This window comes from Nonomuraea roseola, assembly GCF_039535395.1.
GTDB classification, from domain to species: domain Bacteria; phylum Actinomycetota; class Actinomycetes; order Streptosporangiales; family Streptosporangiaceae; genus Nonomuraea; species Nonomuraea roseola.
Map to the genome: position 1 here is coordinate 3,352,887 of NZ_BAAAXC010000015.1, position 23,454 is coordinate 3,376,340.

Sequence of the window (23,454 nt, forward strand, 5' to 3'; positions counted from 1 at the left end):
CTAGGACCGCGAAGTGGGTACGCGGCCGGTCATCGGGTAGCGATCAGGGCCACGAACTGGGTACGCAGGAGCGGCCCCTCTACACGAGGGACCGCGTCATGAGGGACCGCGTCACGAGGGGCGCGGGTCGGGTGGGTGTGCCGGGGCGAGTGGTCAGCGGGGCCCCGGCGCGACGGCTCAGCGGTAGTGGGCCTGGCCGGTGCCGGCCACGATCTCGCCCAGCACCCACGTCTCCAGCCCCCGCCCGACCAGCAGCTTGATCGCCGCGTCGGCCACGTCGGCGGGAACGACGGCCGCCATGCCGACCCCGAGGTTGAACGTGCGGTCCATCGCCTCCTGCTCGATGCCGCCGTGCCCGGCCAGCACGCCGAAGATCGCGGGAGGCGTCCACGACGAGCGGTCGAGCAGCGCGTCGAGGTGCGAGGGCAGCGAACGCGACAGGTTGGCCTCAAGGCCGCCGCCCGTGATGTGGGCGTAGGCGTGGACCTCGAGCGTGCGGGCCAGCTCCAGGCAGTCGAGTGAGTAGATCCTCGTCGGCTCGAGCAGTTCCTCGCCCAGGGGGCGGTCCAGCTCGGGCAGGGAGGCGTCGAGGGAGAGCCCGGCCTCGCGTACGACGTGCCGTACGAGCGAGTAGCCGTTGGAGTGGATGCCGGAGGAGGCCAGCCCCAGCACCACGTCGCCCTCGGCGACGCGGGAGGGGCCGAGCATGGCGGAGGCCTCGACGACGCCGGTGCCCGCGCCCGCCAGGTCGTACTCGTCGGCGCCCATCGCGCCGGGGTGCTCGGCGGTCTCGCCGCCGACCAGGGCCGCGCCCGCCAGGCGGCAGCCCTCCGCCACACCGCCGACGATCTCGGCGATGCGCTCGGGCACGACCTTGCCGCAGGCGATGTAGTCGGTCATGAACAGCGGCTCGGCCCCGCAGACCACCAGGTCGTCGAGGACCATGCCGACCAGGTCGATGCCGATGGTGTCGTGCTTGCCGTACCGCTGGGCGATCATGACCTTGGTGCCGACGCCGTCGGTGGAGGTCGCCAGCAGCGGGCGCTGGTAGCGCAGCAGGGCTGAGGCGTCGAACAGGCCGGCGAAGCCGCTGGCGTCGTCGACCACCTCGGGCCGCCGCGAGCGCGCGACCTTGTCCTTCATCAGCTCGACGGCGCGCTCGCCCGCCTCGATGTCGACGCCCGCTGCCTCATAGGTAGTCACTTGGGAGAACTCTCCAGTACGTACTTGCCCACGTTGTCCTGGTCGATCGCGATGGGGTAGGAGCCGTCGAAGCAGGCCCTGCACAGGCGCTCGGCCGGGATGGTGGTCGCCTTGGTGAGACCCTCGAGCGAGATGTAGCCGAGGGAGTCGGCGCCCAGCGACTGACGGATCTCCTCCACGCTCAGCGAGCCGGCGATGAGCTCGGCGCGGGTGGCGAAGTCGATGCCGTAGAAGCACGGCCATGAGACGGGGGGAGAGGAGATGCGCACGTGCACCTCGCTCGCGCCCGCCTCGCGCAGCATGCGGACGATCGCGCGCTGGGTGTTGCCGCGCACGATCGAGTCGTCCACGACGACCAGGCGCTTGCCCGCGACGACTTCCTTGAGCGGGTTGAGCTTCAGGCGGATGCCGAGCTGGCGGATGGTCTGCGAGGGCTGGATGAAGGTGCGGCCCACATAGGAGTTCTTCACCAGGCCCTGGCCGTAAGGGATGCCGGACTCCTCGGCGTAGCCGACGGCGGCGGGGGTGCCCGACTCGGGGGTCGGGATGACCAGGTCGGCCTCGACGGGGTGCTCGCGGGCCAGCACGCGGCCCACCTCGACCCTGGTCGTCTGCACGCCACGGCCGGCGATGGTGGTGTCGGGCCTGGCCAGGTAGACGTACTCGAACAGGCATCCCTTCGGGTCGGCGAGGGCGAACCTGCGCGAGCGCACGCCGCCTTCGTCGATCGTCAGCAGCTCGCCTGGCTCGACCTCACGCACGAAGGTGGCACCCACGATGTCGAGGGCGGCGGTCTCCGAGGCGACGACCCAGCCGCGCTCGAGGCGGCCGAGGACCAGCGGGCGGATGCCCTGCGGGTCACGGGCGGCGTAGAGCGTCTTCTCGTCCATGAAGACCAGCGAGTAGGCGCCCTTCACCTGCGGCAGCAGCTCGGCCGCCGCGTCCTCGATGGAGCGCGTGCGGTCCTGGGCCAGCAGGCTGGTCAGCACCTCGGTGTCGGTGGTCGCCCTGGTCGCCCCCGGCGCCAGGCGCTCGGCCAGCTCGGGGGTGTTGATCAGGTTGCCGTTGTGGGCGAGGGCCAGGCCTCCCACCTCGGTGGAGCTCAGTGTGGGCTGCGCGTTCTCCCACACACTTGAGCCTGTCGTGGAGTAACGGCAGTGGCCGACCGCGAGATGCCCGCGGAGCGTGCCGAGCACCGACTCGTCGAAGACCTGAGCTACCAGCCCCATGTCCTTGTAGACGAGGATGCGGCTGCCTTCGCTGACCGCGATGCCCGCTGACTCCTGGCCGCGGTGTTGCAACGCGTACAGCCCGTAGTAGGTGAGTTTGGAGACTTCCTCGCCTGGCGCCCAGACCCCGAAGACGCCGCAGGCGTCCTTCGGTGCGCGGTCGTTGGGGTCCAGGTCATGGCCGAGTCGGCCGTCGCCCTTCAGCACATGCTTCAGTTTAGGTTGGCCGCGTCCCTGCTCGCACACCCGGGGCCTAGATCACACGATATGACTAGATCGTCCGGGGATGTGGTGATCTCGGATGATCTTCGATGGAGTGGCGCTGATGGCTGGTGGAACAGGGGTTCGGTGGCCTTGTCGCGCTCTCGCCGGCTGTGGAGGCTCCCCGGGCGTTTTGGTGCACTGTGACCCAAGGATCGCCGGGCTTTTGCCGTGTCGGACCGTTTCGACGGCGTGCTCCAGGGGAGTGTGGAGGTTCCGGCATGCCGACACGTCGGGGGAGACATAGACCGTGACCACACCTGGTGACCCGAACCAGCCCAGGGCAGGGCAGGATCGGCGGGGCGGCGAGCCCTCGCCCGATCCCAACGAGCCCAGAGCCGACGAGCATCCCTCCGAGCCCGGCGCCGCGCCATGGCCCGACGAGGCGGAGACCTCGCCGGCGGGGGAGCCGATCGTTCCCGAGCCGCCGATCTCTCCGGAACCGCCGGTCTCCCCTGAGCCGCCCATCGTTCCCGAGCCGCCGATCGCGCCCGAGCCGCCCATTGTTCCCGAGCCGCCGGGAGGGCCCGAGCCGCCCACGGGGCCTGAGCCGCCGACGGGGCCCGAGCCGCCGGGAGGGCCTGAGCCGACCTGGGCGCCGGGCCGTCCCGAGCCTTCGATCGTGCCCCAGCCGGACCATCCCGACCTGCCGTCCGCGCCGGAGGTCCCTCCGCCCAGCCAGGGCCAGGACCAGGACCAGTGGAGCGCGCGCGAGTGGCAGAGCGCCACCCATGACACCGACGACACCGTGCTGCCGCCCAGGGACGGCGGCACCATCGAGGTCGACCCGCACGACCTGCACGCCGTCAGAGAGCCTCCCCCCGCAGGGGGGACGCGCGCCTTCGAGACCGCCGGCGAGCCCGAGGGCGGTGCGCAGGGCGGCGGCGAGGACGCCGAGCGCACGCAGGTCTTCGGCGAGTGGGGACGACCCGACGCGGGCGAGCAGCCGTCCTACACGGTGCCAGGATCGACGCCCTCCTACCCGGGCTGGTCCGCGGCGGAGGAGCACGGGCAGGGGGATGCGCCGAGCCCGCCCACTCCTTCCAGGTACGACCCGCCCACGCCTTCAGGCGAGAGCCCCCCCGTACGAGGGGAGCCACGCGGCCTCTGGCACGCAGGGCGGTGAGGACACGCCCGATCCCTCCGTGCCCGGCGTCTCGCCCTCCAGCCCGTACGGCGGAGCCCCCGGCACCGGCTCCACGCCCTACGGCGGCGAGCAGGGCGGCTCCCACAGGGCTTCCCAGGAAAGCGCCTACGGCGACCCTCAGGCAGGTGGCCCCTACGGCGGCTCCCAGCCAGGAGGCAGCCCGTACGGCGGCCCCCAGAGCGGACCCCAGCAGGGCGCGAGCCCTTACGGCGGCGCCCAGAGCGGCCCCCAGCAGGGAACCGGCCCCTACGGCCCCGCGTCGCAGGGCGGAGCCTACGGCGGCGGGGCTCACGCGGCGGACGCGCCGGGCGGGCAGCCGAGCCACGAGATCCCTTCGCCCTACGGACCCGCCGCGGGAGGAGCCGTCTACGCGCCTCCGCCCGGCGGCGCTCAGCGCTACCAGGGCGGGCCTGACTGGCGGCCGGCGCAGGCGGGCAGCGGGCTGGCGACCGCCTCGCTGGTGCTCGGCATCGCGAGCCTGTTCCTGCTGTTCGTCTGCTTCACCGGCGTGCTCACCGCGATCGTCGGGCTGGTGCTCGGCCTGGTCGCCGTCTCCAAGGGCGCCAGCAAGGGCAGGGCATGGACAGGCGTGGCGCTCAGCGCGCTGACACTCATCCTGGCCGTCGGCGCGGCCGTCTGGATCTCCAACTACTTCGCCGAGTGCTCGGGGCTGCCGCCCAGGCTCAGCGAGGCGTGCGTGGAGAGCAAGATCCCGTGGATGAACCGGGGGCCCAACTAGACCGGTAGGTGGCCGGACAGGTCGGCACGGGCGCCGCTCGCGTGAACGGCGCCTTTCGCCATCGCCTCCGACCAGGTAAGCCGGCCCACCGCCAGCTCCAGCCAGGTCCGAGGGTCGGTCTCGATGACGTTCGGCGGGGTGCCGCGCGTGTGCCTGGGGCCCTCGACGCACTGCACCGCCGCGTACGGCGGCACGCGCACCTCGACCGTGCGCCCCGGCGCCTTCTCCGCCAGCGCCTCCAGCAGATGCCGTACGGCGAAGCGCCCCGCCTCCCGCTCGGGCTTCAGCCCGCGGTCGTAGGCGGTCAGCACCGCGGAGACGCACGCGTCGGCCAACACGGAGGCGGGACCGTCGAAGGGCGGCTCGTCCAGCGCGACCAGCTGGGCGTCGAGCGCCGACCTGAGCTTTTCCTGGTCCAGTCTGCGTGGCGGCATTCCCCTATTGTCCTCCAAGCAAGGGTTCATCGGACGGGTGGGCTTCGTTCACCTCCGGTTCCAGCGACCGCCGTAGCGTCCCGGCGGAACTATCACGCATGAATCTGGAGGACCTGTGTCGAATCCGCGCAGGCTGCTGCCGTTGCTCTCGACTCCGCACAAGAGCGGTCGAAGTGCTCTTACTTGCCAATTCCGCTGCGGCAACGCGTGTGCGCACGACGTGGCGAACACCAGTGACAACACCTACTTCGGTGACGTCGTCGCTCAGGCGATGTCACGCCGTGGCGTGCTGCGCGCGGGTGCGCTCGGCGCGCTCGTCGTGGGCACGGGCGTGGCGGGGGCCGTACCGGCCTTCGCCGACCCCGGGGCCGACCCCGGGGCCGACCCCGGGGCCGAGGCTCTCGGGAAGCACGGTGACCACGGGCGCGGAGGGCTGACCTTCAAGCCGGTCGCGCCGAACACCGACGACGCGCTGACGATCCCCGAGGGCTACTCCTCCTCCGTCGTGGTGGGCTGGGGCGACCCCGTGCTGCCCGACGCGCCCGCCTTCGACTTCGACAACCAGTCGGCGGAGGCGCAGAGCAAGCAGTTCGGCTACAACTGCGACTTCGTGACCCTCTTCCCGATGGGCCACAACCGGGCTCTGCTGTGGGTGAACCACGAGTACTCCGACGAGCGGCTGATGTTCCGCGGCTACACCGGTGGCGCGGCCGCCACCGAGGAGCAGATCAAGATCGGCCTCGCCGCCCACGGCGGCTCGGTCGTCGAGGTCGAGCGGGTCAGGGGCACCGGCCAGTGGAAGCTCGTCACGAGCGGACGCCGCCGCTACAACCGGCGCGTCACCGCGCAGACGCCGATGCGCTTCAGCGGCCCCGCGACGGGCAGCGACCTGCTCAAGACGGCCGCCGACGCCAAGGGTGAGAACCCGATCGGCATGCTCAACAACTGCGCGGGCGGCACCACCCCGTGGGGCACCGTGCTGACCGCCGAGGAGAACTTCGACCAGTACTTCGTCAACGGCAGCAAGACCGACCCCAACGTCGCCCGCTACACGCTCCCGACCGGCGTCTCCTCGGGCAGCCGCAGGTTCGACCGGGTCGAGGAGCGCTTCGACCTGGCCAAGCACCCGAACGAGGCCAACCGCTTCGGATGGATCGTCGAGATCGACCCGTTCGACCCTGACTCCACCCCGATCAAGCGCACCGCGCTCGGCCGTTTCAAGCACGAGGCCGCCAACACCACGCTCACCAGGGACGGCCGCCTGGCGGTCTACATGGGTGACGACTCGCGCTTCGAGTACATCTACAAGTTCGTCTCGGACAAGCGCTACATCCCCGGCTACGACCGTCACAACAGGACGCTCCTGGACGAGGGCACCCTCTACGTCGCCAAGTTCACCGGAGACAGCCCCGCCGCCGAGATCGACGGCTCGGGCAAGCTGCCCTCCGACCAGGCCTTCGACGGCTCCGGCCAGTGGATCCCGCTGGTGAGCGGCTCGAAGAGCTTCGTGGACGGCATGAGCGCCGCCGAGGTGCTGGTGTTCACCCGCGTCGCGGCCGACAAGGTCGGCGCGACCAAGATGGACAGGCCCGAGGACATCGAGCGCAACCCCGTCACCAAGGGCGTCTACGTCGCGCTCACCAACAACACCAACAGGACCGCGGCCCAGGTGGACGAGGCCAACCCGCGTCCCTCGAACAAGCACGGTCACGTCCTGGAGATCGTCGAGCGCCGTGACGACGCGGGAGCGACGACCTTCGCCTGGTCGATCCCGCTGGTCTGCGGCGACCCCAACGACCCCGCCACGTACTTCGCCGGGTTCGACAAGACCAGGGTGTCGCCGATCTCGTGCCCCGACAACGTGGCCTTCGACCGCGACGGCAACCTGTGGATCTCCACGGACGGCAACGCGCTCAAGGCCAACGACGGCCTGTTCGTCATGCCGGTGCAGGGCAGGGAGCGCGGATACGTCCGCCAGTTCCTCACCGTGCCGGTCGGCGCGGAGACCTGCGGCCCGCTGGTGACCGAGGACCAGCGCAGCGTCTTCGTCGCGGTGCAGCACCCCGGCGAGATCGACGGCGCCTCGCCGGAGAGCCCCGCCAGCCACTGGCCCGACGGCGGCTCCTCCCAGCCCAGGCCGTCGGTGGCGGTGGCCTGGCACTCGCGCGGCAAGAAGATCGGCTCCTAGAGTCGCCTCCGCTCCCGGTCCGCGGCCCCTCGAAGTCGCGGTCCGGGAGCCTCTGGGGGTTGACCTGAAGTCAACTTGAGCTTCTACGGTGATCCCCATGGACATGGAAGTCACCGCCTGGAACCAGCTCTACGGCGCGATGAACGCCCGGCAGGAGCGCCGCCCCTTCTCGGCGGCCACGCTGAGGCGGGTCGCCGCCTTCGCCCGCCCGCACAAGGCCAGGCTGGCCAGGTTTCTCGCCCTGAGCCTCGTCATGGCGGCTCTGGCCGTGGCGGCTCCCGTCCTCGCGGGCAGGGTCGTGGACGCCATCGTGAAGGCCCAGCCCTTCGAGGTGGTGCTCGGCCTGGCCGGGCTGATCGCGGGGCTCGCGCTGGCGGAGGCGGGGCTCGGCCTGCTCACCCGCTACCTGTCGGCGAGCATCGGCGAGGGCCTCATCCTCGACCTGCGCACCGCCGTCTTCGACCACGTGCAGCGGATGCCGATCGCCTTCTTCACCCGCACCCGCACCGGCGCCCTGGTCTCACGCCTCAACAACGACGTCATCGGCGCCCAGCGCGCCTTCACCGACATCGTCTCCAGCGTCGCGGGCAACGTCGTCACGCTCGTGCTGACCCTCATCGTGATGATCGGCATCTCGTGGCAGATCACCCTGCTGGCGCTGCTCCTGCTGCCGGTCTTCGTCCTGCCCGCCAGGCGCATGGGCGGCCGCATCGCCAAGCTGCGGCGCGAGGCCGCCGACCACAACGCCGCCATGGGCACCCAGATGACCGAGCGCTTCTCCGCGCCCGGAGCGACGCTGGTCAAGCTGTTCGGCCGCCCCGCGCACGAGTCCTCCGAGTTCGCCGTCAGGGCCCGCAGGGTCCGCGACATCGGCGTGCGCACCGCCGTGACGCAGGCGGTGTTCGTCACCGCGCTCACCCTGGTCTCCGCCCTGGCCCTGGCCCTGGTGTACGGCCTCGGCGGCTTCTACGCCCTGCGCGGTGAGCTCGACGCGGGCTCGGTCGTCGCGCTCGCCCTGCTGCTGACCCGCCTCTACTCCCCGCTGACCGCCCTGGCCAGCGCCAGGGTGGACGTGATGAGCGCGCTGGTCAGCTTCGAGCGCGTCTTCGAGGTGCTCGACCTCAAGCCGCTCATCCAGGAGAAGCCCGACGCCCAGGCGCTGCCCGACGCGCCGACGAGCGTGGAGTTCGACCAGGTGCGCTTCGCCTACCCCTCGGCCGACAAGGTGTCGCTCGCCTCTCTGGAGGAGGTCGCCACGCTCGACTCGCGCGGCGGGGTGGAGGTGCTGAAGGGCATCTCCTTCCGCGCCGAGCCCGGCCAGATGGTCGCTCTCGTCGGCTCCTCAGGAGCGGGCAAGTCCACGATCGCCCAGCTGCTTCCGCGCCTGTACGACGTGGACGAGGGCGCCGTACGGCTCGGCGGGGTGGACGTCAGGGACCTCACCGCCGACTCCATCAGGGACACGCTCGGCATGGTCACCCAGGACGGTCACCTCTTCCACGACTCGATCAGGGCGAACCTGCTGCTGGCCCGTCCCGAGGCCGCGGAGGAGGAGATCTGGGACGCGCTGCGCAGGGCGCGCCTCGCCGACCTCATCGAGTCGCTGCCCGACGGGCTGGACACCGTCGTCGGGGAGCGCGGCTACCGGCTGTCGGGCGGAGAGCGGCAGCGGCTCACCATCGCGCGCCTCCTGCTGGCCAGGCCCAGGGTGGTCATCCTCGACGAGGCGACCGCCCACCTCGACTCCACCTCGGAGGCCGCGGTGCAGGAGGCCCTCGCCGAGGCGCTGGACGGCAGGACCGCGATCGTGATCGCGCACCGGCTCTCCACCATCCGCGCGGCCGACCTCATCCTGGTCGTGGAGGACGGCCGCGTGGTGGAGCAGGGCACTCATGCCACCCTGCTCGCCGAGGGAGGCAGGTACGCCGAGCTGCACAGCACTCAGTTCGCCGCCCCCGCCATCGCGGCCTGAGCCGTACGGCGCAGCGAGAAGAGCGCCACGGGGACGCCCACGGCCACGATGATCGCCGCGATCACCAGCGTGGACTGGTAGGCGGCGAGGAACGTGCTCTGGCTCTGCCTGGCGCTGAGGATGGCGCCGAGCACGGTGATGCCGAGCAGGCCGAACACCTCGCGCGAGACGTTGAGCACGCCGGAGGCCACACCGGCGCGCTCGGCGGGAAGCGCGCCGAGGATCATCGTGGTCAGCGGGACCAGCATGCCGCCGCCCAGGCCGTACAGCAGGAACCAGGGCAGGACGTCGAGGTAGCCGCCGTCGGCACCCACGTAGGAGATGCCGAGCACGGCCACCGCCATCAGCCCCAGGCCGAGCGCGACGGTCTGGGCGTTGCCGAGCAGGCCCGCCAGGCGCTGTGCCTGGAGGGCGACGACGGCCATGACCAGGGCCATCGGGACGAACGCCGCCCCTGCCTCGACGGGGGAGAAGCCCAGGGAGTTCTGGAGCCAGAGGGCGCTGAAGAAGTAGATGCCGAACACGCCGAACGACCACAGGCCCATCGCGAGCGTGCCGCCGGTGAACACCCTGCTCCTGAAGAGAGTCAGGTCGATCATCGGCTGCTTCGACCTCGCCTCGATGATCGCGAAGGCCGCCGCCGAGCCGGCCGTGACGGCGACGAGCGGAAGGTTCCAGCCCTCGATGAGCCCGAAGGTCAGGGCGAACAGGGCGATCGCCGAGGTGACGAGGCCCGGCAGGTCGAGGCTGTGCCGTACGCGGTGGGTGTCGGGACGGATGGCCCACAGGGCCAGCGCGAACGTGGCCACCCCGATGGGCGCGTTGATCAGGTAGATCCACCCCCAGTGCAGGTTCTGGCTGATGAAGCCGCCTGTCGCGGGGCCGAGCGCCATGGACAGCGCGCCGCTGGCGGTCCAGATGCCGACGGCCGCACCGCGCTCGCGCGGGTCGGGGAAGATCGAGGAGATGAGCGCCAGCGCGGTCGGCGTGAGAAGGGCCGCCCCGACCCCCTGGACGGCACGCGCCGCGATCAGCGTGGCGCCGTCGGGGGCGAGGCCCGCGCCCATCGAGGACAGCGTGAAGACGGCCAGGCCGATCAGGAAGGTCCTGCGCTTGCCGACCACGTCGGCCAGCCTGCCGCCGACCAGCATGAGCCCGGCGAAGACCAGCATGTAGCCGGTCGCCACCCATTCGAGGCCCGACAGCGTCAGCCCGAGATCCCGCTGGATCGTCGGGAGCGAGACGTTCGAGATGTTGTTGTCCAGATACGTCATGAAAGTTCCGAGGGTCACCGCGCCGAGCGCCCACCACCGCATGTCCATCACTCCTGTACGCCGTACTTGTACGCCGTACAGTTGAACTTGTACGGCGTATAGTTGTCAACCGTGATGGGAAAACTGACGGCCGAGGCGATCGTCGACAAGGCGCTGGAGATCGGGGACAGCGAGGGGCTCGAGGCGGTGACCATCAGGCGGCTGGCCACCGACCTGGGCGTCACGCCGATGGCGCTCTACTGGCACTTCAAGAACAAGGAGCAGCTGCTGGTCGGCATGGCCGACCACCTGATCGCCGGGTTCGCGCCCGCCGCAGGGGACGACCGGCCGTGGCAGGAGCAACTGCACGACCTGACGCTCGGCCTGATCAGGGTGCTGCGCAGGTACCCGTGCGCGAAGAACCTGCTGGAGCAGGTCGACCAGACCGCCGTGCCGAGCTTCCTCGCGGTGTGGGACAGGGCGCTCGGCCTGGCCCACTCGGCGGGATTCGGCTACGACGAGTCCTGCCTGATCACCAAGTACCTGCTGCAGAGCGCGATCTCCATCGCCGACGCACCGGTCCACTTCAGGCCGGGCCGTACGCCGGAGGAGATCGCCGAACTGCAGAGGGTGAAGCGCCTGTCGCTGCAGACCCTGCCGCCGGACACCTATCCCCACCTCGTGGCGATGGCCGGCCCCATGGTCGAGGGCATGAGCGAGGAGTTCTACGACAGCTTCGGCGTCGAACTCGTGCTCGGAGGGATCATCGCGCTCGCCGCCCGCCGATAAAGTGCCCGGTATGACTTTTCAGCTGGTCTGCGAGATCGAACCGCCCACCAAGCCCGATCTGACGCACGTCCGGCACCAGATCGGCACGCTCGGCAAGCTCGCCCACTCCTTCCTCATCCCCGACAACCACATCGGCAGGGCGACCGTCTCCAGCGTCGCCGTCGCCCACGAGGTCCAGTCGATGGGCGGACGCAGCATCGCCTGCCTCAACTCCCGCGACCGCAACCTGCTGGGCCTGCGTCGCGACCTGCTGACGGCGGCCGCGTACGGCGTGGACCAGTTCCTGTTCGTGTACGGCGACAAGCCGACGGTCGGCAACAGGACCAGCGACCTCACCGTGCGCTCGATGATCGAGGAGGCGCGCGCGTTCTCGCCTTCCTTCCGTGTCGGCGCCGCGGCGGGGCTGCGGCCGCTTCCCGCGTGGAAGCGAGCGGCCGACTTCCTCTTCGTCCAGGTGAGCTTCTCCCTGGACGCGCTGCTGAGGTGGCGCGAGCAGAACCAGGTGGACGTGCCGGTCTACGCCGGCGTGATGGTCCTGGCCAGCCGGCAGCACGCCCAGCGCCTGGCCGCCGCCATCCCTGACATCGACATCCCGTCGGAGCTGGTGGAACGGCTTGGGGAAGATCGGATGGCGGGGGTGGAGGCAGCCTGTGAGCAGGTCCTGCGCCTCAGGGATTCGGGCGCCTTCGACGGGGTGCACCTGATCCCTGTGGCGAGGTACCGCGACGTCGAGTCCCGCCTGCACAACACCCTCTGACGATCAACCGCCTCCCCGACCCGGCGGGCGCTACTTGTCGGGGAGGACGGACAGGATCGTGGTCACGTTGTCCCAGTCGGTCACCTGGACCCTGTCGGCCATGAGGCGCAGGCGCTTCGAGATCTCGTCGTGGCCGTCCAGGTTGGCGTCGACGCCCTTGGCGATCTGGCCGGAGACGGCCTCGTAGCCGGTCCCGCCGCCCTCGCCCTTGAAGAAGGTCGTCCCCGGCTGGCCTCCACCCCAGAAGTTCCCGATGGCGTTCAGCTCGTCCATGGCGTCCTTGACGTACGCGGCAAGGTCGTTGCGTTCGAGGTCGAAGGCGCGCGCGACCGACCGGAGGTGCGCGGGATAGATCTCCATCGGCAGCTGGAGCCGCAACCCCTGGCGCAGCCGGTGCGGGTCGCCGATGACGTCGCGGTTGGCGTCGTGGATCCGCTCCCAGAGGGAGCCGTCCTCGAAGTACTTCTCCGCGATCTCCCAGAGGGACTCCTCCTGGCCGACCGTGATCGTCTCGGGCCGCGCTGGCGGCTCGATGGGCTCGTCCGACATCGTCACCCCGCGGGTTTGTGGGCCATCGTGAAGTAGAGGAGCGCCCTGCCCAGGGTCTCCTTCCAGGTCGGGATGAGCTCCGAGCCCGTCTGACCGTTCATCGCGTCGTAGGAGGGGCCGTAGCCGACCGAGCCGCCCGCCATCCGGTTGAGGAAGGCCTGCACGTCGGCGTTCTTGGTCACCGTCCTGGTCAGGGGCGCGGCGGCGTCGTACACGCCGTAGAAGACGACCGATGCGGCGAACTCCTTCAACGCCTGCTTGGCGTTGTCCTCGAAGGAGCCGACGTCCTCGCCGCGCAGCGCCTTCACCCCTGCCACCACGGCGACGTCGCCGACGGCGAAGAACACGCTGCCGATCGTGTACTCGGTCAGCTTGCTCATCAGGATGCGGGCGATGTTGTGCTCCAGCAGCTTCGCCAGGAGCCTGGCCTGCGCGCGCCGCATGAGGAACTGGGCGAGGTGGTAGGCGCCGGTCGCCTGCCAGGGGAAGGTGGTGAGGAAGACGAAGCTGGCGAAGTTGGCGATGGCCAGCGTCCGGTAGGCGTGCTGGGCCGTCTCCACGACGTCGGCGAACTCCTCGCAGGCCGCGCTGTTCTGCCTGCACCGCGCGGCGAGCTGGGCGGAGTGACCCAGGGCGGGAGGCAGCGGGTACAGGCCCTCGGTCACCGTCGACTTGTACGCCTCGACGCCCTCGCCCGCGTTGCGCTTCCACACGGCCGAGGCCGCGGGGTAGGTGCGGTTCGGGCTCTGCTCGATCCGCTCGGCGAGCCGCGCCCAGACGTCGCGGGCCTCGCGGGCCTTGACGGGGTCGCCGTCGGGATAGTCGACGTTGAGCATCTGGAAGACGAACCCCGCGAGGCCGAGGGTGCCGAAGGCGTAGATGCTGCCGCGGCTCGGGCTGATCCTCAACGGTCCACGTCCAGCCCGGTGCCGGCGATGAACGGATCGACGAGCTCGCCGATCCCGGCCTCCGCGTTCCTGGCCGCCTCGGCCGCCGCCTCGAGGACGGCCGCGGCGAGCTCGTCGGAGCCGAGCCGCATGGCGCGCGCGTCGATCGTGAGGCCGATCAGGGCTCCGGTCGGCGACGCCTCGGCGACCACCCGTCCCTGCGCCGCCTCGCCCCTGCCTCTGACCTCGGTGATCCGGTCACGAAGGTGTTCGAGCTGTGTGACGTCCTTCTGAAACTCCTCCAGGAGCCTGCCGATCTCCTGGTCACCGGTTCCGTGTCGCATCTGAACCAGCATAGATCACATGTCCGGAAATCTATACATTGTCGGTGGGAAAAGAGGGTTTAGCTGGTCTGGGCGTCGTAGCTCAGTCGCGAGGTCGCCACATACTCGCGGTGCTCCTCCGCCCACCGGATGAGCGAGCTGACCTCCACCGACAGGGTCTCGCCCACCGGGGTCAGCGCGTAGTCCACGCGGGGCGGCGACGTGGGGGTGACCGTACGCTTCACCAGCCCGTCGCGCTCCAGGCTGCGCAGGGTCAGGGTGAGCATCCGCTGCGAGATCCCCTCGATGGAGCGCTGCAGCTCCGAGTAGCGCCTGGGGCCGCCGCCGAGCAGCGCCATGACCAGCACGCTCCACTTGTCGCCGACCCTGTCGAGGACGTCGCGCAGCTGGCAGGTCGCGTCGGCGGCGCCGATGGGGCGCACATCGGTGTTCGTTACGAGGGACAAAGTGCCTTCTTCCGTCACCAGGTCATGGTGGCCCAGACTCGACACGCGCACAAGAAGTAACCAACGCACAAACAGTAAGGAGAATCCCATGCGTGCTGTCGCCTTCACCGCGTTCGGTGCCGCCCCCGAGGTCACCGAGCTGCCGGTGCCGGAGCCTGCGCCGGGGGAGGTGCTCGTCCAGGTGCGAGCCTCGTCGGTCAACGGCTTCGACCTCGGCGTCCTGGGCGGCTTCCTGAAGGGGGTCTACGAGTACGAGTTCCCCGTGGTGATCGGCAAGGACTTCGCCGGAGTGGTCGCCGCGGTGGGAGAGGGCGTGAACGAGGTGACCGTCGGCGACGGGGTGTTCGGCGTCGTCATGCGTCCCACGCTGGGCCAGGGCGGCTTCGCCGAGTACGTCGCCGTCCCGCAGGGGTACGGCATCGCGCGCCTGCCCGAGGGGCTCGACCATGCCCGCGCCGGCGTGCTGGGTCTGGCGGGCACCGCCGCGCTGAACGCTCTCGACGCGGTCGCGCCCGAGGCGGGGGAGACCGTCCTGATCTCGGGTGCGACCGGAGGCGTCGGCGCGCTGGCGATCCAGCTCGCGGTCTCAAGAGGTGCCACGGTGATCGCCACCGCGCGACCTGGCGCCGAGACCGAGTTCGTCACCGGCCTCGGGGCCGCGCACGCCGTGGACCACGCCGACCTGGCGGCGGGGGTGCGCGCCGTCGCCCCCGGCGGCGTGCACGCGGCCCTCCACCTCGCGGGCGACGGCGCGGCCGTCGCGGACCTGCTCGCGAACGGCGGGCGCTTCGCCTCGACCGTGCACTTCACCCCCGAGGACGCAGGGGAGCGCGACCTCAAGGCCACGACCGTGATGGCCGACCCGGACCCCGCCACGCTGGCGCTGCTCGCCGCCGAGGTGGTCCAGGGCCGGCTGCGGGTGCCCGTGGCCAAGGTCTACCCGCTGGAGGAGGCGCAGCGGGCCATCGCCGACTTCACCGGCGGAACCCTCGGCAAGCTAGCCGTCTCGATCTGAGGGCTGCCTGGCGAACGCCGCCAGCAGGGCGCCCGCGAGCGCCACCCCGAACAGCACGCCGTACGTGCGCTGGAAGCCCGACATCAGCTGCGCCACCGCCACCGGTGACAGCTTCGACAGCGTCCCGCCGTACACCTGGGCGCGCAGCGCGGGGGAGACCGCGCTGGTCAGGACGGTCAGTGACAGGCCCACGCTGATCACGACGCCCACGTTCATGACCATCAGCCTGAAGCCGTTGACCACCCCGAGGCTGCCCGCGGGCAGGGCGCTCATGACCTGGGTGGTGTTGCCGGTGAGGAAGGTGCCGCTGCCGCATCCGGCCAGGAAGAGCCCCACCCCGATGATCCAGTACGGCGTGCCGGGCCGCGCGGTGAGCATGAGGGTCAGCAGCCCCGACGCGCTGAAGAGCGAGCCGCCGATCGACAGCGCGTACGGTGAGACGCGCCGTCCGAGCGCGCCTGCGATGGGCGAGGCCAGCGCCATGCCGACAGGCACGGGCAGCACGCTGAGCCCCGCGGTGAAGGCGTCGACGCCGCGGGCGGCCTGGAAGTAGAGCGCGACCACCAGGATCAGCGCCGCCCTGGCCAGCGCGTTGCAGAACGACGCCAGGTTGGCGCAGGCCAGCATGCGCCCGCCGAACAGCCGCAGATCGAGCACCGGATGCGAGGCCCGCCGTTCGACCACCAGGATCAGCGGCACCAGCACGGCGGTGACCGCGCCCCCGACGATCACCACGAGGCCGCCGTTGCCGATCTCCGACAGAGCCAGCAGGAAGGCGGTCAGCGCGGCGAAGATGAGCAGGTTGCCGAGGGCGTCGACGGGCTCACGCGGCCCTCTCGGCACCTTGCGCAGGGTGAACGCGCCCCAGACCAGCGCGATCACCCCCGCAGGCACGTTCACCCAGAAGATCCACTGCCAGCCTGCGGCCTCGGCGATCAGCCCGCCGACGGTCGGGCCCGCCAGCTGGGCGACGGAGAGAGTGCCGATGTAGACGCCCATGCCCTGGCTGAGGCGGTCGGGGGGAAAGGCCGCGGTGATGATGACGGTCCCGTTGGCCAGGATCATCGCCGAGCCGATCGCCTGGACGACGCGCATCGCGACCAGGAACCAGACGTCGGGAGAGAGGCCGGCGAGCAGGGAGGCGAGGGTGAACAGCGCGAAGCCCGCCAGGTAGACCTCGCGCCTGCCGAGCAGGTCGGCCACGCGGCCGAAGAAGACGAGGCTGGCGGTGTTGACGAGGAGGAAGGCGAGCAGGATCCAGCTCGCCTCGAAGGGCGTGGCGTGGAAGTGGCGGACGACGGCGGGGAGCGCGACGTTGAGCGTGCTGCCCGCGATGCCGATCAGCACCAGGCCGAGGCTGGTCACCGAGCAGACACGCCACGCGTAGCGGAGCTGGAGGGTGTAGTCGGGGGAGGCGGCGACCATGCCCCTTACTATGACGTACGACGTACGTCCGCTTTATCCCTGGGTCAGCGGGCCCTTCTGCGGAGCCCTTCGAGGTCGTGGACGACCACCCGCCGCCGGCCCGTCTCGATGAGCCCTCTGTCGCGCAGCGTCCGAAGCGCCTTGCTCACCGCCTCCCTGGAGGCTCCCGTCCACCCCGCCAGCTCGTCCTGCGAGAGCGGGAGCGCCACCCGCAGCCCCGTGCTGGTCTGCTCGCCGTACCGTTCGGCCAGCTCCACCAGGCGCGTGGCCACCCTGCCCGTGGTGTCGAAGGCGCCGTACTCCACCCGCTTCCTGTCGGAGTCGCGCAGCCGGCCCGTGACCATCCGCAGCAGCACGACGGCGACGCGGCCGTGCGTGGCCAGGAAGCCGGGGAAGTCGTGGATCACGACCCCCGAGACCGGCTCCAGCGCCGTGACGGTCGCCGACCGGGCCGAGCCGTCGATCGCCGACATGTCGCCCAGCAGCCCGCCGGGACCGCGGACGGCCAGCACCACCTCCGTGCCGCCGCTGGTGTGCGAGGACACCTTGACCCTCCCGTCGAGCAGCAGCAGCACCCAGTCGGACGTGTCGCCCTCCGACATCACCACCGCGCCGCGCTCCCAGCTCTTCGGGCGGCCCGCCGCCTTCAGCGCCGTGATCTCCTCGGGGGTCAGCTTGGTCAGGAACTCTCCGGCCTCTGCGGTCATGCCCTGATTATGCGGGTCAGGACGAAAGCTTCCACCTCCTGCTCCTTGCCTTTCAGACGCAGCGGCCCGAGCGGGCGCGCCTCCGCGTTGCTCACCTGGGCCAGCGTGGTCGCGCCGATGACCACGGTTCCCGGTTCGGCCAGGCCCTGCAGCCTGGCGGCCACGTTCACCGCGTCGCCCATGGCGTTGAAGCCGCGCAGCTCGGGGCTGCCGATGTTGCCCACCAGGGCCATGCCCGTGTTGACGCCTACCCTGAAGGTCGGCCAGCCGTCGGCGGCGACCTTCGTGGCCGCCTCCTGCATGGCCAGCGCCGCCGTGCAGGCGGCCAGGGCGTGGTCGTCCTGGGCGGCCGGCGCGTTGAACAGCGCCAGCAGCGCGTCGCCGACGAACTGCACGATCGTCCCGCCGTTGTCCAGGATGCAGGGGACGGCGGCCGTGTGATAGCGGTTCAGCATCTCGACGATCTCGCCGGGCGCGACCCGCTCGGAGAACGTCGTGAACCCCTTCAGATCGGCGAACAGCGCGGTCAGCTCGCGCAGCTCGCCGCCGAGCGCGGCCTGGTCGGGGTCGGCGAGCAGGCGGCTGGCGACGTCTGGCGACATGTACTGCCGGAAGAGCGTGTCCAGCTCGGCGTACAGGCGGGCGTTCTCCAGGGCGATCGACAGCTGGCTGGCCAGGGTGGCCGACAGCGCCTCGTCCTGGGTGGTACGGCCGACCGGTACCTCGAGCGCGCCCGCGAGGTGACCCTTCACGGTGAGCGGATAGGTGATGAGGCCGTCGCGCCTGACGGGGGTGGTGCCGCTGAAGGTGTACTCGCGTGAGCCGATGCTCACCCTGCCTTCGGAGACCAGGCCGATGCGGACGTCGCCGTACACCTGCCGTACGCGCTCGAGCGCGCCGGTCAGCAGGTCCGACTCGGCCAGCCGTACCTTGGTCTGGGTCCCGACGTCCACGAGCGCCGACAGGCGCTCGGACAGCTCCCGTTCGCTGGCCAGCGCCTCGCCCGCCCTGTCGAGCACCGCCGCCTGCCCCTCGGTGAGCTGGAAGCGCCCCGCCAGCCGTACGGCAGGCAGCTTCGTGCCCCTGCGCACATGGTCGACCAGCTCCTCCAGCGCCTGCTCGTACTGCGCCTGGATCTTCTCCACGGTCGCCGACAGCGCCACCGAGTCGAACAGCCCCGCGCTCGATCCTTCGCGCCTGAACTGCAGGTAGGCGCTGTAGGCGACGAAGACGAAGGCGAGGGTCAGCAGGATGTGCCACTCCCACCACGACAGGTGCCAGTTCAGCTGGGACATGCCCGCGACCATGGCCTCGGCCAGCAGCGCGTAGGCGGTGACCAGGCTGACCAGGATCGCCGAGCGCCGCATCCTGTGCAGGCGGAACATCATCAGGCCTGCCGCCACGAACAGCACCAGGCCTGGCACCGAGAACCAGCCGAACCAGGGAATCGGCAGGACGGCCGGGCGCTGGCTGAGCAGGGTCAGCCCGGGGACCAGCGACGCGATGCCCCAGAGCACCATCAGCCCGACGACGGTCAGCCTGATCAGGTGCTGCGCCCTCATCACCGAGCGCGCCTGCGCCTCACCGAGAGGGAAGGCCGAGGCCAGCGCGAAGACCGCCGCCATCGTCAGCCCCACCTGCTGGCCGATGTCGAAGCCCAGCGTGGGGCGGTCGAGCAGCACCTGCGGGGTGGACAGTCCGTGCAGGAAGAAGAAGCCCGCGCTGCTCAGGAACACCATGGAGACCAGGAACAGCCGGGCGTCGGCCCTCCTGCGCGCCGCCTCGCTGATCATCAGCCCGAGGATCACGTTGACGCCGGCCACGACGATGATCATCCAGAAGTGGCTCGGATTGTGGTGCCACATGATGTTGACGCGGGGCTGGGCGAGCAGCAACCACAGCCCCAGCAGCGGCAGGACGAGGTGAATCGCCCACACCACCACTCGGACAGGCTGGGTGGCAGGCGGGAGGTAGGTGTCCACGCCCGATTATCTCCACGGGCCTGCCGAAACGACTGTGTCGTTCTGCACACAGATGCGCGTCAGAACTGACCGCTCGTCAGTAGGGCTGTCACCCTCCGTTTTGTGACTTATACGTTATGTAGCCTCGTCATCCTTTGGAACGGTTGAAACGTGAACCTCATGAGCATCATGAGCAACTCCTGTTCTGGAAGGACATCCGTGGCGATCAAGATTCGTGGTGGGCGCACGCTCACCCTGGCCACCGTCGGAGCGCTGGCCCTCTCGCTCTTCACCATCGGTGGCGTCGCCACCGCCTCGTCGGCCGCCGGCCAGGAGGTCCACGCGTGCGTCCACAAGAAGACGCGCTACGCCCGCATCGTCAACCCGTCGACGCAGTGCAGGAAGACGGAGGAGAGGGTGCTGATCGGCGGCTCGACGACCAGTGGCCTGTCCGGCACCCGTGAGAAGGGCGACACCGGGTCGCAGGGCCCGAAGGGCGACACGGGACCGCAGGGCCCCGCCGGGCCCGCGGGCAAGAACGGCGTCGACGGCAAGCCCGGCATCCAGGGCCCCAAGGGTGCGGATGGCAAGGACGGCGTCGACGGCAAGGACGGTCTCAACGGCAAGGACGGCAAGGACGGCGTCGACGGCAAGCCCGGCATCCAGGGCCCCAAGGGCGAGACCGGCCCGAAGGGCGAGACCGGTCCCCAGGGCCCGAAGGGTGCGGATGGCAAGGACGGCACCGACGGCAAGCCCGGCGTCCAGGGACCCAAGGGCGACACCGGTCCGCAGGGGCCCAAGGGGGAGCCGGGTGGTTCGGTGAGCCTGACGACCTACATCGTGCAGGACTCCTTCACGGGGCTCGGGCCGGCGTCCGTCTCCTGCAAGAGCACCGACGTGGCGACCGGCGGCGGCTTCTCCTTCACCTCGTTCAAGAACGCCGTGCTGCTGGCCAGCGCCCCCTCAAGCAACGGCAAGGGCTGGACGGTCAACGTGGCCAAGGACGACAACGGCGGCGGCAACGACGGCCACGGCGCCGCGATCGCCGCGACCACGCCGCCCGCCAGCCCGGCCCCCAGCCCCGAGGCGAAGACCTACGGCGGCAACCACGGGACCAGCGTGAGCGGCACCGTCTACGTCGTGTGCCTGAAGTAGTCCTGACGAACGCGACGAAGGGGGGCCGGATGACCGGCCCCCCTTCGCAGGCGACGTCTCAGCCGAACAGCGCGGGCAGCGTCTTCGTGTGGGTGTCGCGCAGCTCCGCGACGGGGATCGCCAGGACCCCCTCCACCACCAGCGCGTCGCCGCCCGTCTCGCCGAGGCCGTAGCACGGCACCTCGTGCGAGGCGCACAGCGCCGCGAACTCCTCGAACGCCTCAGGCCTGACCGCGACCAGCGCCCGAGCCGACGACTCGCTGAACAGGTCCACGAACGCGTCGCCGACCAGCGAGACCGTGGCGCCGACGCCCCGGGCCAGGCACGCCTCCGCCAGCGCGATCGCCAGCCCGCCGTCCGACAGGTCGTGCGAGCCCGCCACCAGCCCTCGGGCGGCCGCCTCGACCATGACCGACGCGAGCCCCTGCTCGGCCACCAGGTCCACCTCGGGGGGCAGCCCGCCGAGGTGCGAGTGGACGACGTGCGCCCACTCCGACCCGCCGAACTCCTCGCGTGTCTCGCCGAGCAGCGCGATGCGCAGCCCCGGCTCGACGAATCCGGACCTCACGCGCTTGGCGACGTCGTCGATGACGCCGAGCACGCCGACGACGGGCGTCGGGTGGATGGCCGCGGTGCCCGTCTGGTTGTAGAAGGAGACGTTGCCGCCGGTCACGGGGACGCCGAGCGTCTTGCAGGCGTCGGCGAGCCCGCGTACGGCCTCGGCGAACTGCCACATGACCTCGGGGTCCTCGGGCGAGCCGAAGTTGAGGCAGTTGGTGACGGCCAGCGGCTTGGCGCCGGTGACCGCGACGTTGCGGTAGGCCTCGGCCAGCGCCAGCTGCGCGCCGGCGTAGGGGTCGAGCCTGGCGTAGCGGCCGTTGCCGTCGGTGGCCAGCGCGATGCCGCGGTTGGTCGGCGTGGCGCCGTCCATGACCTCGGAGATGCGCAGCACGCCCGCGTCGGCGGGCTGGGCCAGGACGGTGTTGGAGCGGACGTACCTGTCGTACTGGGAGGTCACCCACTCCTTGGAGGCCAGGTTCGGCGACCCGAGCAACTGGAGCAGCGTGGCCCGCAGGTCCTCGGAGCGCGGCAGGTCGACGGCCTGGTTCAGGGCGGTCTGACCGGCGGGCTCGTGGAAGGGCCGCTCGTAGACGGGGCCCTCGTCGGCGGCGGTGCCCGGCGGGATGTCGACGATGACCGTACCGTCCCAGGTCATCACGAGCCTGCCGGTGTCGGTCACCTCGCCGATGACGACGGCGGGCACGTCCCACTTCTCGCAGATCGCCATGAAGGCGGGGATGTCGGAGGGGGAGACCACCGCCATCATCCGCTCCTGGGACTCGCTCATCAGGATCTCCTCGGGACGCAGCGAGGAGTCGCGGAGCGGGACCAGGTTGAGGTCGACGTGCATGCCGCCGGTGCCCTTGGCCGCCAGCTCGGTGGTGGCGCAGGAGACGCCCGCCGCGCCGAGGTCCTGGATGCCGACGACCACGTCGGCGGCGTAGAGCTCCAGGCAGCACTCGATGAGCAGCTTCTCCATGAACGGGTCGCCCACCTGGACGGCGGGCCGCTTGGCCTCGGACTCGTCCTCGAAGGTGGCGGAGGCGAGCACCGAGGCGCCGCCGATGCCGTCGGGGCCGGTGGAGGCGCCGAAGAGCACGACCTTGTTGCCGGGCCCCGGCGCGGTGGCCAGCTTGATCTGGTCCTTGCGCAGCAGGCCGACGCAGAGCGCGTTGACCAGCGGGTTGCCGATGTAACAGGGGTCGAAGACGACCTCGCCGCCGATGTTGGGCAGGCCCAGGCAGTTGCCGTAGGAGGAGATGCCCTCGACCACCCCGGGCAGCACGCGCCTGGTGTCGGCCTGGTCGGCGCCGCCGAAGCGCAGCGCGTCCATGACGGCGATCGGGCGGGCGCCCATCGACATGATGTCGCGGACGATGCCGCCGACGCCGGTGGCCGCGCCCTGGTGCGGCTCGACGTAGGAGGGGTGGTTGTGCGACTCGATCTTGAAGGTGGCCGCCCAGCCGTCGCCGATGTCGACGACGCCCGCGTTCTCACCCATGCCGACCAGCAGCGCCTCGGACTCGGGCGCCTTGGTGGCGAACTGCCTCAGATGCACCTTGGACGACTTGTACGAGCAGTGCTCGGACCACATGACCGAGTAGATGGCCAGCTCGGAGGAGGTGGGACGGCGGCCGAGGATCTCCTTGACCCTGTCGTACTCGTCCTGCTTCATCCCCAGTTCGGCGAACGGCATCGCCTCGTCGGGCGTCTCCGCAGCGCGCTTCACGGAGTCCGTGCTCATACATTCACCAGCTTCTTGAGGATGGAGGTGAAGAAGCCGAGCCCGTCGGTGCTGGGCGCGCCGACGAGGTCCTCGACCGCGTGCTCAGGGTGCGGCATGAGGCCGACGATGGTGCCGGCCTCGTTGGAGATGCCCGCGATGTCGTTCAGCGAGCCGTTGGGGTTGCCGCCGACGTAGCGGAAGACCACCTGGCCGTTGGCCTCAAGCGCCTCGAGGGTGTCGGCGGAGGCGACGTAGCGGCCCTCGCCGTGCTTGATCGGCAGCATCAGCTCCTGGCCGGGCTCGAAGGCCGAGGTCCAGGTCGTGGTGGCGGACTCGACCTTGATCCGCTGGTCGCGGCAGACATAGTGCAGGGAGGCGTTGCGGGTCAGCGCGCCTGGCAGCAGGTGCGCCTCGCACAGAATCTGGAACCCGTTGCACGTGCCCAGGACGGGCAGCCCGCTCTTCGCGGCCGGGATGAGCTCCTCCATCAGCGGCGCGAAGCGGGAGATCGCCCCGCAGCGCAGGTAGTCGCCGTAGGAGAAACCACCGGGCAGGAAGACCGCGTCGACCCCCTTGAGGTCGTGGTCGCCGTGCCAGAGCGACACCGCCTCCGCGCCCGCCAGCCGTACGGCACGGGCGGCGTCCTGGTCGTCGAGAGTTCCTGGAAACGTGACAACGCCCACACGGGCAGCGCTCATGACTTCGT

Annotated in this window: 21 protein-coding genes; 8 read left to right on the forward strand and 13 right to left on the reverse strand. The window is 70.6% G+C overall.

Annotated elements, in window-relative coordinates; genetic code table 11:
- Nucleotides 1–177: 177 nt before the first annotated feature.
- Together purM and purF are read right to left on the reverse strand one after the other, a co-directional pair.
- The gene (gene purM, locus ABFX55_RS39360; protein ID WP_346128318.1) at nt 178–1,203 is read right to left on the reverse strand and encodes a phosphoribosylformylglycinamidine cyclo-ligase; all 1,026 of its coding nucleotides are present in this window, start codon (nt 1,201–1,203) and stop codon (nt 178–180) included.
- Nucleotides 1,200–2,639, reverse strand: coding sequence for an amidophosphoribosyltransferase (gene purF / locus ABFX55_RS39365; protein WP_346128320.1), 1,440 nt, complete (start codon nt 2,637–2,639; stop codon nt 1,200–1,202). Before purF ends, purM begins: the two co-directional genes overlap by 4 nt.
- A 304-nt stretch (nt 2,640–2,943) precedes the next feature.
- On the opposite strand from purF, the gene ABFX55_RS39370 reads away from it, so the two are divergent.
- Both ABFX55_RS39370 and ABFX55_RS39375 read left to right on the forward strand, forming a co-directional pair.
- Nucleotides 2,944–3,819: a hypothetical protein gene (locus ABFX55_RS39370; RefSeq protein WP_346128321.1), complete on the forward strand. Its 876-nt coding sequence runs from the start codon at nt 2,944–2,946 to the stop codon at nt 3,817–3,819.
- A 19-nt stretch (nt 3,820–3,838) separates the two neighbouring features.
- Nucleotides 3,839–4,579, forward strand: coding sequence for a DUF4190 domain-containing protein (locus ABFX55_RS39375; protein WP_346128323.1), 741 nt, complete (start codon nt 3,839–3,841; stop codon nt 4,577–4,579).
- Here ABFX55_RS39375 and ABFX55_RS39380 read toward each other — a convergent pair.
- On the reverse strand, nt 4,576–5,013 hold the full coding sequence (locus ABFX55_RS39380; RefSeq protein ID WP_183654378.1) for a sterol carrier family protein: 438 nt from the start codon (nt 5,011–5,013) through the stop codon (nt 4,576–4,578). The two genes, ABFX55_RS39375 and ABFX55_RS39380, sit on opposite strands and share 4 nt — an antisense overlap.
- 220 nt (nt 5,014–5,233) lie before the next feature.
- Between ABFX55_RS39380 and ABFX55_RS39385 the strand changes: the two genes are divergently transcribed.
- Both ABFX55_RS39385 and ABFX55_RS39390 read left to right on the forward strand, forming a co-directional pair.
- Nucleotides 5,234–7,201: a PhoX family protein gene (locus ABFX55_RS39385; protein ID WP_346128325.1), complete on the forward strand. Its 1,968-nt coding sequence runs from the start codon at nt 5,234–5,236 to the stop codon at nt 7,199–7,201.
- 97 nt (nt 7,202–7,298) lie between these two features.
- Nucleotides 7,299–9,173 (forward strand): ABC transporter ATP-binding protein, encoded by a 1,875-nt coding sequence (locus ABFX55_RS39390; protein WP_346128327.1) that lies wholly within the window; start codon nt 7,299–7,301, stop codon nt 9,171–9,173.
- Here ABFX55_RS39390 and ABFX55_RS39395 read toward each other — a convergent pair.
- Nucleotides 9,143–10,495 (reverse strand): DHA2 family efflux MFS transporter permease subunit, encoded by a 1,353-nt coding sequence (locus ABFX55_RS39395; protein WP_346128329.1) that lies wholly within the window; start codon nt 10,493–10,495, stop codon nt 9,143–9,145. The two genes, ABFX55_RS39390 and ABFX55_RS39395, sit on opposite strands and share 31 nt — an antisense overlap.
- Before the next feature lie 66 nt (nt 10,496–10,561).
- On the opposite strand from ABFX55_RS39395, the gene ABFX55_RS39400 reads away from it, so the two are divergent.
- Nucleotides 10,562–11,215, forward strand: a complete 654-nt coding sequence (locus ABFX55_RS39400) for a TetR/AcrR family transcriptional regulator (RefSeq protein ID WP_346131384.1) — start codon at nt 10,562–10,564, stop codon at nt 11,213–11,215.
- 10 nt (nt 11,216–11,225) lie between these two features.
- Nucleotides 11,226–11,972: a methylenetetrahydrofolate reductase gene (locus ABFX55_RS39405; protein WP_346128331.1), complete on the forward strand. Its 747-nt coding sequence runs from the start codon at nt 11,226–11,228 to the stop codon at nt 11,970–11,972.
- Between the two features lie 30 nt (nt 11,973–12,002).
- On the opposite strand, the gene ABFX55_RS39410 is transcribed toward ABFX55_RS39405, so the two are convergent.
- From ABFX55_RS39410 to ABFX55_RS39425, 4 genes are read right to left on the reverse strand one after another with little or no spacing between them, the layout of a single operon-like run.
- Complete coding sequence (locus ABFX55_RS39410; RefSeq protein WP_346128333.1) at nt 12,003–12,521, reverse strand: LysM peptidoglycan-binding domain-containing protein; 519 nt, start codon at nt 12,519–12,521, stop codon at nt 12,003–12,005.
- 2 nt (nt 12,522–12,523) lie between these two features.
- A complete protein-coding gene (locus ABFX55_RS39415) occupies nt 12,524–13,429 on the reverse strand; it encodes a WXG100-like domain-containing protein (protein ID WP_346128334.1) in 906 nt (301 codons plus the stop codon).
- A complete protein-coding gene (locus ABFX55_RS39420; RefSeq protein ID WP_183654412.1) occupies nt 13,426–13,752 on the reverse strand; it encodes a YbaB/EbfC family nucleoid-associated protein in 327 nt (108 codons plus the stop codon). The genes ABFX55_RS39415 and ABFX55_RS39420 overlap by 4 nt, the downstream gene beginning before the upstream one ends.
- A gap of 59 nt (nt 13,753–13,811) precedes the next feature.
- Nucleotides 13,812–14,198, reverse strand: a complete 387-nt coding sequence (locus tag ABFX55_RS39425; RefSeq protein ID WP_346128336.1) for a winged helix-turn-helix transcriptional regulator — start codon at nt 14,196–14,198, stop codon at nt 13,812–13,814.
- 88 nt (nt 14,199–14,286) lie between these two features.
- On the opposite strand from ABFX55_RS39425, the gene ABFX55_RS39430 reads away from it, so the two are divergent.
- Nucleotides 14,287–15,213, forward strand: coding sequence for an NADP-dependent oxidoreductase (locus ABFX55_RS39430; RefSeq protein WP_346128337.1), 927 nt, complete (start codon nt 14,287–14,289; stop codon nt 15,211–15,213).
- On the opposite strand, the gene ABFX55_RS39435 is transcribed toward ABFX55_RS39430, so the two are convergent.
- The 3 genes from ABFX55_RS39435 to ABFX55_RS39445 are packed head-to-tail and all read right to left on the reverse strand — an operon-like array spanning nt 15,196 to nt 19,327.
- The gene (locus ABFX55_RS39435) at nt 15,196–16,638 is read right to left on the reverse strand and encodes an MFS transporter (RefSeq protein WP_346128339.1); all 1,443 of its coding nucleotides are present in this window, start codon (nt 16,636–16,638) and stop codon (nt 15,196–15,198) included. The genes ABFX55_RS39430 and ABFX55_RS39435 overlap by 18 nt on opposite strands.
- A 44-nt stretch (nt 16,639–16,682) precedes the next feature.
- Nucleotides 16,683–17,345: a Crp/Fnr family transcriptional regulator gene (locus tag ABFX55_RS39440; RefSeq protein ID WP_346128341.1), complete on the reverse strand. Its 663-nt coding sequence runs from the start codon at nt 17,343–17,345 to the stop codon at nt 16,683–16,685.
- Nucleotides 17,342–19,327, reverse strand: coding sequence for an adenylate/guanylate cyclase domain-containing protein (locus tag ABFX55_RS39445; RefSeq protein ID WP_346128342.1), 1,986 nt, complete (start codon nt 19,325–19,327; stop codon nt 17,342–17,344). Before ABFX55_RS39445 ends, ABFX55_RS39440 begins: the two co-directional genes overlap by 4 nt.
- Before the next feature lie 198 nt (nt 19,328–19,525).
- Between ABFX55_RS39445 and ABFX55_RS39450 the strand changes: the two genes are divergently transcribed.
- A complete protein-coding gene (locus ABFX55_RS39450) occupies nt 19,526–20,461 on the forward strand; it encodes a collagen-like domain-containing protein (protein ID WP_346128344.1) in 936 nt (311 codons plus the stop codon).
- A 58-nt stretch (nt 20,462–20,519) separates the two neighbouring features.
- On the opposite strand, the gene purL is transcribed toward ABFX55_RS39450, so the two are convergent.
- Nucleotides 20,520–22,766, reverse strand: a complete 2,247-nt coding sequence (gene purL / locus ABFX55_RS39455) for a phosphoribosylformylglycinamidine synthase subunit PurL (protein ID WP_346128346.1) — start codon at nt 22,764–22,766, stop codon at nt 20,520–20,522.
- Nucleotides 22,763–23,446 carry a phosphoribosylformylglycinamidine synthase subunit PurQ gene (gene purQ / locus ABFX55_RS39460; protein WP_346128348.1) on the reverse strand — a complete coding sequence of 228 codons (684 nt, stop codon included), beginning with the start codon at nt 23,444–23,446 and terminating at the stop codon, nt 22,763–22,765. Before purQ ends, purL begins: the two co-directional genes overlap by 4 nt.
- Nucleotides 23,447–23,454 lie beyond the last annotated feature (8 nt).